The organism is Sphaerisporangium fuscum (assembly GCF_018531465.1).
GTDB classification, from domain to species: domain Bacteria; phylum Actinomycetota; class Actinomycetes; order Streptosporangiales; family Streptosporangiaceae; genus Sphaerisporangium; species Sphaerisporangium fuscum.
The window spans coordinates 227,662-241,697 of the sequence record NZ_JAHDTF010000005.1; the positions used below are offsets into that span (position 1 = coordinate 227,662).

The window sequence follows — 14,036 nt, forward strand, 5'->3', positions numbered from 1 at the left end:
CGGACACGATCTCTAGTCTTGGACTGGATGTGCCCGGTGTCCGGTTCGCCGGTGAATCTCGTTCATCCGGTCATGCCCGGTGTGATAGCGGGGGCGGTGAATGGGAAGTTCCCGGGCATACTCCGGCGCGTCCGGCACCTCGGCCGGGGCGGAGAGGCGCGACGATTAGCAGCATCACGCAGGATGAATGTGTCCCGAGAATTCCCGATAGGAGAGCAGATATGGCCGCTCCGCCAGAGGAGGAGTCGCTAGGCGCCCTCGTCGCCCAGGCGAGCCACCACATATCCACCCTGGTCCGCTCGGAGATCGAGCTGGCGAAGGCCGAGCTGAAATTCGACGCCAAACGGGTCGGCACGGCGGCCGGGCTGTTCGGCGTGGCGGCGTTCATGCTCCACCTGTGCCTGATCCTGGCGTCGTTCGCGATCGCCTACGGCCTGGTGCAGCTCGGGATGATGCCCTGGCTGGCCTTCACCATCGTGACCGCCTTCTACTTCGTGGTGGCCCTGCTGCTCGCCGTGGTCGGGTACCGCCGCCTGAAGGGCCTGGCCGGGATGAAGCGCACCGCCCGCAGCCTGAAGAACCTCAAGGGCGTCGCCAAGCCCGAAGAGGAGCCTGCGGCCGTCACCGGCTCCACGCGCCGGCCCGCACCGTACACCGGCCCGACGGCCGGGGAGGTCGGCCACCACCGCGTGCCGATCGCCACCGAGCCCGAGGGCGGCTCCGGGCCCGGACCCGCGGGCCCGTGAGCAGGCCGTGATGGCGCGTCCTGACGAGTCGCTGGCCCGCCTCGACGGGCCCTGGAGCCACCGGTCGGTGCACGCGGGGAACGGCATGTTCCACGTCGTCGAGGCCGGCGACGGGCCGCTGGTGCTGCTGCTGCACGGCTTCCCCCAGTTCTGGTGGACCTGGCGCCACCAGCTGGTGTCGCTGCCCGCGGCCGGGTACCGCGCGGTCGCGGTCGACCTGCGCGGGTACGGCGCGAGCGACAAGCCGCCGCGCGGGTACGACCTGCCCACGCTGGCCGGCAACATGGCGGGGCTGATCAGGGCCATGGGCGAGACGTGCGCGATCGTGGTGGGGCACGACTGGGGCGGCCTGGTCGCCTGGACGATGGGCGCGATGGACCCCAAGGCGGTGCGCCGCCTGGTCACCGTGTCCGCCCCGCACCCGCTGCGGCTGCGCCAGGCCATGCTGACCGACCCGTTCGGGCAGCTCAAGGCGAGCGCGCACCTGCTGGGCTTCCAGCTTCCCCTGCTGCCTGAGCGGCGGCTGACCCGCGACGGCGCGGCGCGCGTCGGACGGCTGCTGGAGGCCTGGTCGGGGCCGGCGTGGCCCGAGGAGGACGTCTCCCGCACCTACCGGGACGTCTTCGGCATCCCCACCGTCGCCCACTGCGCCCTGGAGTACCACCGCTGGTTCATCCGCTCGCAGTTCCGGCCGGACGGCATGCGGTACCGCGCGCTCATGCGCACCGAGCTCGAGATGCCCACGCTGCAGATGCACGGCTCGCTCGACACCTGCATGCTGCCGCGCACCGCGCAGGGGTCCGGCAGGTACGTCGCCGCGCCGTACCGCTGGCGGCTCATCGAGGGAACCGGCCACTTCCCCCACGAGGAACGCCCGGAGTCGTTCGACGCCGAGCTGCTGGGCTGGCTCGCCGACTCCGAACCCGACAGGTGACCGAACGCAGGAGGAACCCGTGAGCCCGCAGACGATCGGACGGGACAGGGATCCCGCCGGGCGGCCCCGAAACGCCCGCCCGCGCGACGCCCTGGGCCGTCCTCTGCCCAAGGGGGCGGCCGGCGTGGAGCGCGTGCCCGACGACTACGCGCCGAGCCCTGAGCAGGCCCTGGACGACGCCCTGCGCTACCTCGCCGAGGAGCGGCCGTTCCACGCCCACGAGGTGCTGGAGGCCCGCTGGAAGACCGGCCCGTCGGCCGAGCGCGGCCTGTGGCAGGGGCTGGCGCAGATCTGTGTGGGGCTGACCCACATCCAGCGGGGCAACGTGCGCGGGGCCGCCACCCTGCTGAGGCGCGGCGCGGACCGGATCACGCAGTACGGCTCCGGCGCGCCGGGCGCGGTGGCCTTCGACCTGGAGGGGACGGCCCGCACGGCCCGCTTGCTGGCGGACGACCCGGCCGCCGACCCTTCCGCCGCGATCGCCCGCGTGGCCGCCACCCTGCGCCCGGCGACCGCCTAGTCGCAGTCCTGGGTGTCGACGCGGGCGACCGCGGCGCTGCCCTGGTCGGCGTCGGGCTGCACCTCGGCCGCGGTCAGGGCGAACCCGGTGTCCTTCTCGTCCGTCGCCGCGGCGAAGATCACGCCGTACACCTTGCCGGTGGGGGTCAGGAGCGGGCCGCCCGAGTTGCCCGGCTGCACCAGCCCCCGGATCGCGTAGACCTCGCGGGTCACGGTCTTGCGCGAGTAGATGTCGGAGGCCTTGGCGGGCTGCTTGACGCGGATCCTCGCCTCCTTCAGCGTGAAACCCTTGCCCTTGGGGAAGCCGGCGATGATCGCGCTGTCCTTGCTATCGGCGGTGTAGTCGAACTGCAGCGGCTGCACGGTGAGGTCGGGGACGTACAGGATCGCGATGTCGCGGTCGGGGTTGTACAGCACCACCTGGGCGTCGTGCCCGACGCGGTCGGCGTCGGTGACCCGCAGGTCCTGGGTGACTCCGGCGACCACGTGGGCGTTGGTCATGATGCGGTGCGGCGCGTAGACGAAGCCGGTGCCCTCGATGCGCTTGCGGCAGCTGGGCGCGGTGCCCTGCACCTTGACGATCGCCCGGCGGGCCCGCTGCAACTGGGCGCCCTTGACCACGCTGGCGTCAGGCGGGGGCACCTCGACGGACTCGCCTCCGCCGATGGCGTTGAACACCTGCGGGAACTCCGAGGTGTCCACGAACTTCTTGAACGACAGGCGCCAGTCCTTCGCCGTGTCGGGCATCGCGGCGTCGACGGTCTGCAGCAGCAGTGAGCCGTTGGTCTGCTGGCGCAGCCACGGAAAGGGCGCGACGGACAGCAGCGACCCGATCAGCCAGGCGATGACCAGCACCGACAGCGCGCTGGTGAACGTGCCGCCGAGGGCGTCGACCGTGCGCGCGGGCTCCCAGGTGACATGGCTGCGCACCACCGCGCCGATCGTGGAGGAGGCGAACTGCCCCACGACCGCGGCCAGGAAAACGATCACGATGGCGAGCAGCGCCTGCTCGTAGGACCCGGTGACCACCGCGTGCGCGATGGGCGGCGCGATCAGGACGCCGAGGAAACCTCCACCGACGAAACCGAGGAAGCTGAACGCCCCGATGATGAACCCCTGCCGATACCCGGAAACGGCAAAGGCGACCACAAGGACAATCAGGATGACATCGAGGAGATCGCCGCTCACGCTTCAAAGGTATCCAGCGCGGCCACACGTCGTGCACCGGTTGGGTCGATATCGTTGCGCCATGGTATCGATCGGGGGATCGAGCAACGGGCGTACGGACGGCCGCACGGGCACGCGTTCCAGCGGCGGCCCCGGCCGGAGCCCCGATCCGGACGAAGACGACGATCTGCGCGGCTGTGGCGTCCCCGAGCTGATCGCGGTCGCGCTGGCGGACCACGACCGCGACGGTCCGGCCAGGTGGAAGGCCGTGAGCCTTCTCCACAGAAGGGGCGACCTCGAGACCTTCACCGAGGCCCGCAGACTCTGTGCGAGCGACTCACCGGCCGAGAGGGTGCTCGGGGCCGACATCCTCGGGGAGCTGGGCGCGCCGCCGCGTCCCTTCGTCGACAAGTCCCTCTCGGTCCTGCGCTACCTCGCGGCCGGCGACGACGACGTACAGGTGCTCCACGCGGTGCTGATCGCGTTCGGGCATCTCGGCGACCCTCGGGCCCTGCCGTCGGTGGTCGATCTCGCCGGGCACGACGAGGCGTCGGTGAGGTACGGCGCGGCGTACGCGCTGTCTCACGTCCTCGGCAGCCCGCCGGACCCCGCGGGGCTGGCGGCGCTGCGGCGGCTCGCCGCCGACCCCGACGAGGACGTCGCCGACTGGGCCGCGCTGGGCCTCATGCGGGCGGCGGGCGCGCCGGAGACCGCCGGCGGGATCGCTAGCGCCGGGCCAGCCTGATCACTTCCGGGGGCAGGTCCTCGACGTGGTCGCCGTTCCAGGGGCGCGCGAAGCCGGTCGCCGTGAGCACGGTGTCGAGCACGCCCGCCGTGAAGCCCCAGACGAGCATGTCGCGCACCCTGAAGGCGGGGCCGGCGGTGTGACCGCCGGGGAAGCGCAGCCGCAGCCGGTTGGCGGGATCGACCAGTTCGGCGATCGGGACGCGCGCGACGGCGTCGACCTCGTCGGGCGAGGCCGCGTACACGGCGCAGGGGGTGTGCCACCAGCCGAGCACGGGAGTGACCCTGTTGTCGCTGTGCCAGATGTAGAGCTCGGGAAGGGTGCCGACCACCCGCACGCCGCGCGGATCGAGCCCGGTCTCCTCCTGGGCCTCGCGCAGCGCCGCCCCGACCGGCCCGCCGTCGCCGGGGTCCACCCCTCCGCCGGGGAAGGCCGGCTGCCCGGCGTGGTTGCGTCCCTTGGCGCTTCGCTGGATCAGCAGGATGTCGGGCCCCTCGGCGGACTCGCCGAACAGCAGCAGGACCGCCGCCTCGCGCCCGCTGTCTCCCGGGGGCCGCAACTCGGCCGGTACGGAGTGGTGGACGGCGTCAGCCGCGAGATCGTTCAACCAGCCGGGCACTGGAGCAGTCATGCGTTACCTCCTGGGGGGAGCAACATCGGCAGGCGTCCGGCTGCTTCCCGCCGTGCGTCAGGAGAACGGGCCGCTGCGCACCAGTTTGGCGGCCTGGGCGGGGTCGGTGGGGCCCTCGCCGTACGACGGGCACAGGCTCGCCAGCGGGCAGACGCCGCAGGCGGGCTTGCGCGCGTGGCAGATGCGGCGGCCGTGCCAGATCAGGTAGTGGGACATGAGGGTCCACTGGTTCTTCGGGATCAGCTCGCCCACGGCGTGTTCGATCTTGACCGGGTCGGTCTCGGTCGTCCAGCCGAAGCGGCGCGTGAGCCGCTGGAAGTGGGTGTCCACGGTGATGCCGGGCACGTCGAAGGCGTTGCCGAGCACGACGTTGGCGGTCTTGCGGCCGACGCCGGGCAGGGTGACGAGGTCCTTGAGCTTGCCGGGGACCTCACCGCCGTAGCGCTCGCACAGGGCCTGCGCCATGCCCATGATGCTGTTGGCCTTGGCCCGGAAGAACCCCGTGCTGCGGATGATCTCTTCCAGCTCGGCCCGGTCGGCGGCGGCGTAGTCAGCCGCTGTCCGGTATTTGGCAAAAAGTACCGGAGTAACGATGTTGACCCTTTTGTCCGTACACTGCGCGGAGAGGATCGTTGCGACCAGCAGCTCCAGCGGGTTACCGAAGTCGAGTTCGCAATGGGCGTCAGGGTAGGTTTCGGCCAGGATTCGGGTCATTCGCCGAGCTCGGCGGACGAGAGCGAGCCGGGACTCCCCAGCTGAGGTCACTTTGCGGGGCACCCCGACAGCCTACGCGGACGGGCTCCATGAGACCCGCTTGGTGCAGTACGTCACAATGTCTAGCAGCGAGCGCGATCCCAGGCGTGGTGCGCGCAGTCGTGATGGCGCGACCACTGGAGCGAGGAGGCACCGTGAATACCGACGACGTGCTGGGTAAGGCCCCTTTGTTCTCCGCGCTCGACCGTGAGAGCGCGGCCGCCCTACGCACGGGAATCTCGGAGGTAGAGCTCCACAAGGGGCAGACGCTGTTCAGCGAGGGCGAGACGGGCGACCGGCTCTACGTCGTCCTCGACGGCAAGATCAAGCTGATCCGCACCGCCCCCGACGGCCGCGAGAACCTCCTCAGCGTGCTCGGCCCCGGCGAGATGTTCGGCGAGCTCTCGCTGTTCGACCCCCGGCCGCGCACGGCCAGCGCGATCGCGCTCACCGACGTGCGGCTCGCCGGCCTCGGGCACGACGACCTGCGGCCGTGGCTCACCGGACGCCCCGAGGTGGCCCTGCACCTGCTGCGCGCGCTCGCGCAGCGGCTGCGCCGCACCAACGACGTCATGGCCGACCTCGTCTTCACCGACGTGCCCGGCCGGGTCGGCAAGGCACTGCTCGACCTCGCCGAGCGCTTCGGCCAGAAGACCGACGAGGGCCTGCGGGTGCACCACGACCTCACCCAGGAGGAGCTGGCGCAGTACGTCGGCGCCTCCCGCGAGACCGTGAACAAGGCCCTGGCCGACTTCGCCCAGCGCGGCTGGCTCCGCATCGAGGCCAAGGCCGTGGTCATCATGGACGCCGACCGGCTCCAGGCCCGCTCCAGGTGACCCTGGAGGGTCAGAGGCTCTCGAGGTAGGCCAGCTGGGCCCGCACGGACATCTCCGCGGCGGGCCACAGCTCCTCGGGGACGTCCGCGTAGACCACCTCCACGATCTCGCGCGGCGTCCTCGCCCCCTCCCGCCGTGCCCGCTGGATCTGGTCGAGGCGCTCACGCCGGTGGGCGATGTACCCCTCCAGCGCCTTGATCGGGTCGGGCAGCACCGGCCCGTGCCCCGGAAGCAGGGCCTCGGCCGCCACCATCTCGGCGCTCGCCCGCAGCCGGTCGAGGCTGCGCAGGTAGTCGGCCAGGTCGCCGTCCGGGGCGATCACCGTCGTCCCCCTGCCGAGGATGGTGTCACCGGTCAGCAGCGCGGCGTCGCTCGGCAGCCAGAAGCACAGCGAGTCGAACGAGTGGCCCGGCGTGCCGATCACCCGGAGCTCCACCTGACCCGCCGTGACCACGTCGCCGTCGGCGAGCCCCTCCTCGCCGAGGACGTGCCGGGGGTCGAGGGCGCGCACCGGCGCGCCGGTCATCCCGGCGAACCGCCTGGCTCCGCCGCTGTGGTCGTCGTGCCCGTGGGTCAGCAGGATCGCCTCCACCCGCCTGCCGGCCAGATGGCCGGCCACGCGCCGCAGGTGCTCCTCGTCGTCGGGCCCCGGGTCCACGACGAGCACGGCCGTCGCGTCCGGCTCGCCGATCACCCAGGTGTTCGTGCCCTCAAGGGTCATGGGCGAGGGGTTGGGGGCCAGCAGGTTCGTGGCGCGGGGCGTGCCGGATCCGTCCGGGCCGTCCAGGGGGATTCGCAGACCGCTCATGGCATCCGATAATCCTCTCCCGGCAGCACGATCCACATCTCGCCCTCGACTTCGGCGATGCGCGGCTGGAACGTCACGACCTCCCGCTCGCACGCCAGGACGGCTTCCACGTCGTCGTACTCCGACATCTCCGTCAGAGTGCGGACCGTCGGGGGCATGAGGAAGATCTCGCCCTCCTGGGCCCGGCGCAGCGCCCCCGCCGGGCGCAGCCACGCCACCGCGTCCGCCTCGCCGCCCACGTCTCGGGTGCGCTGCCCGGGCGGCATCGCGGCCACGAAGAACCTCGTGTCGAACCTCTTGTGCTCCACCACGGGAGTGATCCAGTGGGCCCAGGGCCTCAGCAGGTCGGCGCGCAGCACCAGGCCCCGCTTGTTCAGGAACTCCGCCAGCGAAAGGGACCGGGCGATCAGGGCCTCGCGGTCGGCCTCCCAGTCGTCCCCGGTGGTGTCGGCCACGACCGTGTCCGGGCTCGGCCCGGCGAGAAGCACGCCGGACTCCTCGAACGTCTCGCGCACGGCCGCGCAGACCAGGCCGCGGGCGGTGTCGGGGGCGGCGCCGAAGACGCGGCCCCACTCCTCGGGCGCCGGCCCCGCCCAGGCGACCGCCTGGTCGGCGTCGCGCGGGTCCACCGAGCCACCCGGGAAGACGTACGCGCCGGCCGCGAAGTCCATGCTGGCCTTGCGCCTGAGCAGGTAGACCTCCAGGCCCGCCCGGCCGTCCCCGTCCGGCCCGCCGGGCTCGCCGCCGTCGCGCAGGAGCACCACGGTGGCGGCGTCCCTGGCGGGCACGGGGAGGATGTCGCCGGAAAGGATCGCGCGGGCTCGCTCACCGAACTCACCCGGCAGCGGGATGCCGTTCATGACGCCTCCATGATCCAACCGAACAAAGCTCGGCTGGACCATGGTGTCACGGATCAGCGCACCTCGGCGATGAGCTCGACCTCGACCGGGGCGTCCAGCGGAAGGACGGCGACACCGACGGCGCTGCGGGCGTGGAGTCCGGCGTCCCCGAAGACCTCGCCGAGCAGCTCGCTGGCGCCGTTCACGACCTGCGGCTGGCCCGTGAAGCCGGGCGCGCTCGCGACGAACCCGACGACCTTGACGATCCGCACGACGTTGGACAGGTCACCGACGGCCGAGGCCAGGGCCGCGATGGCGTTCAGCGCGCAGATGCGCGCCTGCTCCTTGGCCGTCTCCGGGTCCACCTCGTCGCCCACCTTGCCCGTGACCGCGAGCTTGCCGTCGACCACGGGAAGCTGGCCGGAGGTGTAGACGTAGTCGCCGGTACGGACGACGGGGACGTACGCGGCGAGCGGCTTGACCACCTCGGGAAGCGTCAGGCCGAGCTCCGCCAGCTTCTGCTCGGGGGTGCTCATTCCTTCTCCCGCTTCATGTAGGCGACGAGCTGCTCGGGGTTCGGGCCGGGGATCACGGTGACGAGCTCCCAGCCGTCCTGTCCCCAGTTGTCCAGGATCTGCTTGGTGGCATGGGTCAACAGCGGAACTGTCGAGTATTCGTAGCGTTTCATGGTGGCACTGTAGACCGCGCGGACCCGCCGGGTGGCGTCCGGAGCAGCGGGGGCGGCCATCAGCGAAATGACCGTTGGGTAGCCTTCGAAGGGTGAGCGCTCGCGACACCGATTGGGACGGCGTACGACTACACGTCGTCACCGGCAAGGGCGGCACGGGCAAGACGACCGTGGCCGCGGCCCTGGCCCTCGCCCTCGCGGCGGGCGGCAAGAAGGTCCTGCTCGTGGAGGTCGAGGGCCGTCAAGGCATCGCCCAGGTCTTCGACATCCCGCCCCTGCCGTACGAGGAGCGGAAGATCGCCGTCGCCCCGGGCGGCGGCGACGTCTACGCGCTGGCCATCGACCCCGAAGAGGCCATGCTCGAATACGTCGAGATGTTCTACGGCCTGAAGCGCGCGGGGAAGGCCCTCACCAAGATCGGTTTGGTCGACTTCGCCACGACCATCGCCCCCGGACTGCGCGACGTGCTCGTCACGGGCAAGACCAGCGAGGCCGTCCGGCGCCGCGACCTCTCCGGCAGACGGGTGTACGACGCCGTCGTGATGGACGCGCCCCCCACCGGTCGCGTCACCAAGTTCCTCAACGTCACCGCCGAGGTGGCGGGCCTCGCCCGCATCGGCCCGGTCAAGAACCACGCCGACCTGGTGCGCGGGGTGGTCGCCTCCCCAGAGACGGCCGTGCATTTCGTCACACTTTTGGAGGAGATGCCGGTCCAGGAGACGTTGGACGGCGTCGAGAGCCTCCGCGCGGCCGGCCTGCCGGTCGGCGGGATCTTCATCAACATGGTCCGTCCCGAGGTGCTGCCGAAGGCGGCGCTGGACGCCGCCATGAAGGACCACTTCGATCCCGCCGAGATCGCGCTCGGCCTGAAGGCCGCGGGCGTCATCGACGGCACCGCCGACGCGTCCGCGATCGCCCAGGCTCTCGCCCAGGAGGTCACCGAGCACGCGCAGCGCACCCGGCTGGAGCGCCGCGAGCGGCGAGCCCTGGCGGCGGCCAAGGCGCCGCGGTACGAGCTGCCGCTGCTGCCCGACGGCGCCGACCTCACCGGTCTGTACGAGCTGGCCGAAGCAATGTGTTCCCAGGGAGCAGCGTGAAGGCTCATGCGGGGGACGTCCCCCACGTCACGAGGATCTCACCGGTCCTCGACATCGACGCCGTGCTCGACGACCCCGGCACGCGCATCGTGGTGTGCTGCGGGTCGGGCGGCGTCGGCAAGACCACCACGGCAGCGGCCCTCGGGCTGCGGGCGGCCGAACGCGGACGGCGGGTGGTCGTGCTCACGGTCGACCCCGCGCGGCGTCTCGCCCAGTCGATGGGATTGACCGAGCTCGACAACACCCCGCGCCCGGTCGCCGGAGTACAGGGACCCGGCGAGCTCCACGCGATGATGCTCGACATGAAGCGGACCTTCGACGAGATCATCGAAGCTCACGCGGATCCCGAGCGCGCCCGGACGATCTTGTCGAACCCCTTCTACCAGTCGCTGTCGTCGAGCTTCTCCGGCACCCAGGAGTACATGGCGATGGAGAAGCTCGGCCAGCTACGGCGTCAGGACGAGTGGGATCTCATCATCGTCGACACCCCGCCGTCGCGCTCGGCCCTCGACTTCCTCGACGCGCCCGAACGCCTCGGCCGCTTCCTCGACGGGCGGCTCATCAGGATCTTGATGGCTCCGGCGAAGGCCGGGGGACGCAGCGCGTTCAAGCTGCTCAACGCCGGTTTCGGCCTCGTGGCCGGGGCGATGACCAAGATCCTCGGCGCGCAGTTCCTCAAGGACATCCAGACGTTCGTCGCCGCCCTCGACGCCGTATTCGGCGGGTTCAGGCAGCGCGCCGAGCAGACCTATCGCCTGCTCCAGGCTCCCGGCACCGCGTTCCTCGTCGTGGCCGCGCCGGAACGGGACGCGATGCGGGAGGCCTCGTACTTCGTGGAGCGGCTGGCGGAGGAGCGCATGCCCCTGGCCGGCCTGGTGGTCAATCGGGTACACCGATCTCCGGCGCCGGCCCTCTCGGCGGCTCGGAGCACGGCCGCCGCCGAGGACCTCGAAACGCGTGGCGAGCATGAACTGACGGCCGCCGTGTTGCGGCTTCACGCCGGACGCATGCAACTCGCCGCGCGGGAGAACCGGGAGCAGGAGCACTTCGCGACGGCCCACCCGACGGTGCCGATCTCCCAGGTACTCGCGATGCCGGAGGACGTGCACGACCTGGCGGGTCTGCGCAGGATCGGCGAACTCCTCGTGTCATGAGGCTCATGCCATGAGCCAAGGACGTCTCTCGGGAGCGATCGGCGTGGGGGACGCGAGGCGGCCGGCCCCCGCCCCTGAACTCAGCCGGCGATCAACTCGTTCGTGCGCTCGTACTCTTCCTTGGCGACCTCGAGCAGGTCACGCCACGACGTGACCTCCGGGCGGCGCCTGAGCAGCGCTCGCCGTTCCCGCTCGGTCATCCCGCCCCAGACCCCGAACTCGATGCGATTGTCCAGAGCGTCCGCGAGGCACTCCGTACGGACCGGGCATCCTCGGCAGATCAGCTTCGCCCTGTTCTGGGCGGCACCCTGGACGAACAACGCGTCAGGATCCGCACCTCGACAGGCGGCACGGGAGGTCCAATCCGTGATCCACATTTCGACCCCACTCCCCTATAGGTGGTCAGTCGTCACTTGGCGGCCGACGGGCGCGGGCGTCGAGCCTCCTTATTCAGTTGCCGCAGAGGAGAACGTACGCAACCAGACGTTCGGACCGACAGTCCCCGGGCGGGTCAATTTCCCACATGGTCATGTCAGGCCATGTGGCCGGGAATGACTAGTCCTCCCCCCGTCAGGTAGCGGGCGAGTCAAGGCGAAATGGACTTTCGGTACGTATTGAGTCAGCAGTTCGGCATACCCTTGGACGTGTGCAAGGACAAGGCAAAGTACACGGATCGGTAGTCGTGGTCGGCAACCTGCTGCGCCTCATCGGAGCAGCCGTCGCCGCTGGCGTGCTGACCGCCGCCATCGCTTTGCCCGCCGTGGGCGGTGCCGGCGTGGGCGTCAAGAGCGCCACTGATGTCCTGAACCTGAAGCCGGAAGATCTGGTGGAGTCCGACCTCCCGGAGAAGACCGAGATCCGGGACGCCAAAGGCAAGCTGATCGCACAGTTCTACTACCAGAACCGCGAATCGGTGAAGCTGGACCAGGTCGCCCCCATCATGCGCGAGGCGATCATCTCGATCGAGGACTTCCGCTTCTACCAGCACGGAGCCCTCGACCTGGAAGGCTCCTTCCGCGCGCTGATGAAGAACTTCCAGTCCGGCGGCGTCGCCCAGGGCGGCTCCACGATCACACAGCAGTACGTCAAGCAGGTGCTGCTGAACAAGGCCGAGACCAAGGAAGAGAAACTCGCCGCGATCGCCCCCACGGTCTCCCGCAAGCTGAACGAGCTTCGGTACGCCATGGCCATCGAGCAGAAGCACACGAAGGACGAGATCCTCGAGCGCTACCTCAACATCGCCTACTTCGGCGCCGGCGCGTACGGCATCCAGGCGGCGTCCAAGCGCTTCTTCGACAAGCCGGCCTCGGAACTGACCCTCTGGGAGGCCGCCACGCTGGCGGGCGCCGTCCAGAACCCCAACGCCACCGACCCCAACCTCGGCAAGCAGCACAAGGCCGCCCTGCTGGCCCGGCGCAACGTCGTCCTCGACCGCATGGCCGAACTGAAGAAGATCACCCCCGAGCAGGCCGCCGAGTCCAAGGCCAAGAAGCTCGGCTACAAGGACATCGCCATCCCGGGTGGCTGCGAGGCGAGCCGCTACCCGTACTTCTGCCTCTACGTCCAGAACGAGATCCGCAACGACCCGCAGTTCGGCAAGACCCAGGAAGCCCGCGAGAACTTCCTGAACCGCGGCGGCCTGGTCATCAAGACCACCCTTGACACCAAGATGCAGAAGGCCGCCGAGAAGGCGATCAAGAAGTACGTCTTCGCGTCCGACAAGCCCGTCGCCGCCGAGGCGCTCATCGAGCCCGGAACCGGCGAGATCAAGGCCATGGCCGCCAGCCGCAAGTACGGCCGGAGCAAGAAGAAGAACGAGTCCAACTACAACCTGGTCGCCGACGCCGCGCACGGCGGCGGCACCGGCTTCCAGGCCGGTTCGACGTTCAAGGTCTTCACCCTAACCACCGCGCTCAAAGAGGGCATGAAGTTCCACGACGGCCTCAACTCCGGCAGCAGCTTCACCGCCAACGGATACAGCGACTTCAAGAACTGCAAGGGCGAGAACGTCGGCGACCCCTCGCACACCGCCCACAACGCCGAGGGCGGCGGCGGCTTCAAGACCCTCCAGACCGGCACCTGGGGCTCGGTCAACACCTTCTTCCTCGGACTGGAGCGCAAGGTCGGCCTCTGCGACGTCGTCAAGACCGCCAAGGACCTCGGCATCAAGCGCTCCGACGGCGGCAAGCTCCAGGAGGTCGAGACCTTCACCCTGGGCGTCAACGAGATGGACCCGGTCACCGTGGCCAGCGCCTACGCCACCTTCGGCGCGCGCGGCAAGTACTGCAAGCCGATGGCGATCACCTCCATCACCGACCGCAACGGCAAGACGACCGACTTCAAGCCCGGCTGCAAGCAGGTCCTCGACGAAGAGGTCGCCGACGCGGTCAGCGACATCCTCTCCGGCGTCTTCACCAAGGGCACCATGCGGGAGGTCGGCGGCATCGGCCGCGACGCCGCGGGCAAGACCGGCACCACCGACGGCGAGATGACCGCCTGGTTCGCCGGCTACACCCCCGACCTCGCCGGCGCCGTCAGCCTCGGCGACCCGCGCGGCTCCTACACCCACCCGCTGCGCAGCATCACCATCGGCGGCAGGTACTACTCCGAGGTCTTCGGCGCCACCATCTCCGGCCGGGTCTGGAAGGCGACCTTCCTCGACGCCCTGAAGAACATCGACCCCAGCTCCTTCACCCCGCCGAACATGGACCGCTTCGGCGGCTGCAGCGGCGGCTGCGCGCCCAAGCGTCCCCCGAAGGACAGCATCGAGAACAACGGCAACGCCTTCACCGTCCCGAACGGCAACGATTTCGGCTTCGGAAACGGGAACGGCCGCGGCGGCAACGGCCGGAACGGCAACGGGAACGGGAACCGCGGCACCGGCACCGGGAACGGCGGCACCGGCATCGCCCCCATGCCGATCCTCCCGAGCAACTGACCAACGGCAAGGGCCCTCCACACCGATCTGTGGAGGGCCCTTGCCGTGTCGTACGGGGGCTCACGGGTCGCGCGCAGGCGAGGCGGCGTACGGGGTAAACCGGACCGGGCGTACCTCAGGCGACCGGCATATACCGGGAAGCCGAGGCCCACCCGGGCATGAACCACCCAGCCCCACAGGG

Annotated in this window: 16 protein-coding genes; 8 read left to right on the plus strand and 8 right to left on the minus strand. The window is 70.4% G+C overall.

The genetic code is table 11. The features are described 5' to 3' along the window. The first annotated feature begins 221 nt into the window (after nucleotides 1–221). From KIK05_RS08415 to KIK05_RS08425, 3 genes are read left to right on the plus strand one after another with little or no spacing between them, the layout of a single operon-like run. On the plus strand, nucleotides 222–746 hold the full coding sequence (locus KIK05_RS08415; protein ID WP_214410011.1) for a phage holin family protein: 525 nt from the start codon (nucleotides 222–224) through the stop codon (nucleotides 744–746). Nucleotides 747–756: 10 nt separating this feature from the next. Continuing rightward, nucleotides 757–1,680, plus strand: a complete 924-nt coding sequence (locus KIK05_RS08420; protein ID WP_214410012.1) for an alpha/beta fold hydrolase — start codon at nucleotides 757–759, stop codon at nucleotides 1,678–1,680. Nucleotides 1,681–1,699: 19 nt separating this feature from the next. After that, nucleotides 1,700–2,200 carry a DUF309 domain-containing protein gene (locus KIK05_RS08425; protein WP_308249817.1) on the plus strand — a complete coding sequence of 167 codons (501 nt, stop codon included), beginning with the start codon at nucleotides 1,700–1,702 and terminating at the stop codon, nucleotides 2,198–2,200. Here the strand turns inward: KIK05_RS08425 and KIK05_RS08430 are convergent. Next, nucleotides 2,197–3,387: a MarP family serine protease gene (locus KIK05_RS08430; protein WP_214410013.1), complete on the minus strand. Its 1,191-nt coding sequence runs from the start codon at nucleotides 3,385–3,387 to the stop codon at nucleotides 2,197–2,199. The genes KIK05_RS08425 and KIK05_RS08430 overlap by 4 nt on opposite strands. A gap of 61 nt (nucleotides 3,388–3,448) precedes the next feature. Here KIK05_RS08430 and KIK05_RS08435 point away from each other — a divergent pair, with 61 nt between their 5' ends. Then, on the plus strand, nucleotides 3,449–4,111 hold the full coding sequence (locus KIK05_RS08435) for a HEAT repeat domain-containing protein (protein WP_214410014.1): 663 nt from the start codon (nucleotides 3,449–3,451) through the stop codon (nucleotides 4,109–4,111). Here the strand turns inward: KIK05_RS08435 and KIK05_RS08440 are convergent. Further along, a complete protein-coding gene (locus KIK05_RS08440; protein WP_214410015.1) occupies nucleotides 4,092–4,742 on the minus strand; it encodes an NUDIX hydrolase in 651 nt (216 codons plus the stop codon). The genes KIK05_RS08435 and KIK05_RS08440 overlap by 20 nt on opposite strands. A gap of 57 nt (nucleotides 4,743–4,799) precedes the next feature. Beyond that, nucleotides 4,800–5,456, minus strand: a complete 657-nt coding sequence (gene nth, locus KIK05_RS08445; protein WP_214410016.1) for an endonuclease III — start codon at nucleotides 5,454–5,456, stop codon at nucleotides 4,800–4,802. A gap of 164 nt (nucleotides 5,457–5,620) precedes the next feature. Between nth and KIK05_RS08450 the strand changes: the two genes are divergently transcribed. Continuing rightward, entirely contained in the window at nucleotides 5,621–6,331 is a 711-nt protein-coding gene (locus KIK05_RS08450) for a Crp/Fnr family transcriptional regulator (protein WP_214410138.1), read from the plus strand. 10 nt (nucleotides 6,332–6,341) lie between these two features. Here the strand turns inward: KIK05_RS08450 and KIK05_RS08455 are convergent, their stop codons facing one another. Genes KIK05_RS08455 through sp36 form a run of 4 tightly spaced genes read right to left on the minus strand, consistent with a single transcriptional unit; the run spans nucleotide 6,342 to nucleotide 8,666 of the window. After that, nucleotides 6,342–7,139 carry an MBL fold metallo-hydrolase gene (locus tag KIK05_RS08455; protein WP_214410017.1) on the minus strand — a complete coding sequence of 266 codons (798 nt, stop codon included), beginning with the start codon at nucleotides 7,137–7,139 and terminating at the stop codon, nucleotides 6,342–6,344. Further along, entirely contained in the window at nucleotides 7,136–7,999 is an 864-nt protein-coding gene (locus KIK05_RS08460) for an NUDIX hydrolase (RefSeq protein WP_214410018.1), read from the minus strand. The genes KIK05_RS08455 and KIK05_RS08460 overlap by 4 nt, the downstream gene beginning before the upstream one ends. A 53-nt stretch (nucleotides 8,000–8,052) precedes the next feature. Beyond that, a complete protein-coding gene (locus KIK05_RS08465) occupies nucleotides 8,053–8,514 on the minus strand; it encodes a RidA family protein (RefSeq protein ID WP_214410019.1) in 462 nt (153 codons plus the stop codon). Continuing rightward, the gene (gene sp36, locus KIK05_RS08470; RefSeq protein WP_214410020.1) at nucleotides 8,511–8,666 is read right to left on the minus strand and encodes a Sp36 family protein; all 156 of its coding nucleotides are present in this window, start codon (nucleotides 8,664–8,666) and stop codon (nucleotides 8,511–8,513) included. The genes KIK05_RS08465 and sp36 overlap by 4 nt, the downstream gene beginning before the upstream one ends. 92 nt (nucleotides 8,667–8,758) lie before the next feature. Here sp36 and bagA point away from each other — a divergent pair, with 92 nt between their 5' ends. Further along, a complete protein-coding gene (gene bagA / locus KIK05_RS08475; RefSeq protein ID WP_214410021.1) occupies nucleotides 8,759–9,763 on the plus strand; it encodes an ATPase BagA in 1,005 nt (334 codons plus the stop codon). Next, nucleotides 9,760–10,917, plus strand: a complete 1,158-nt coding sequence (gene bagB / locus KIK05_RS08480) for an ATPase BagB (RefSeq protein ID WP_308249818.1) — start codon at nucleotides 9,760–9,762, stop codon at nucleotides 10,915–10,917. The genes bagA and bagB overlap by 4 nt, the downstream gene beginning before the upstream one ends. 80 nt (nucleotides 10,918–10,997) lie before the next feature. Here the strand turns inward: bagB and KIK05_RS08485 are convergent, their stop codons facing one another. Then, entirely contained in the window at nucleotides 10,998–11,294 is a 297-nt protein-coding gene (locus tag KIK05_RS08485; protein WP_214410022.1) for a WhiB family transcriptional regulator, read from the minus strand. 305 nt (nucleotides 11,295–11,599) lie between these two features. On the opposite strand from KIK05_RS08485, the gene KIK05_RS08490 reads away from it, so the two are divergent. Beyond that, a complete protein-coding gene (locus tag KIK05_RS08490) occupies nucleotides 11,600–13,855 on the plus strand; it encodes a transglycosylase domain-containing protein (RefSeq protein ID WP_214410023.1) in 2,256 nt (751 codons plus the stop codon). Nucleotides 13,856–14,036 lie beyond the last annotated feature (181 nt).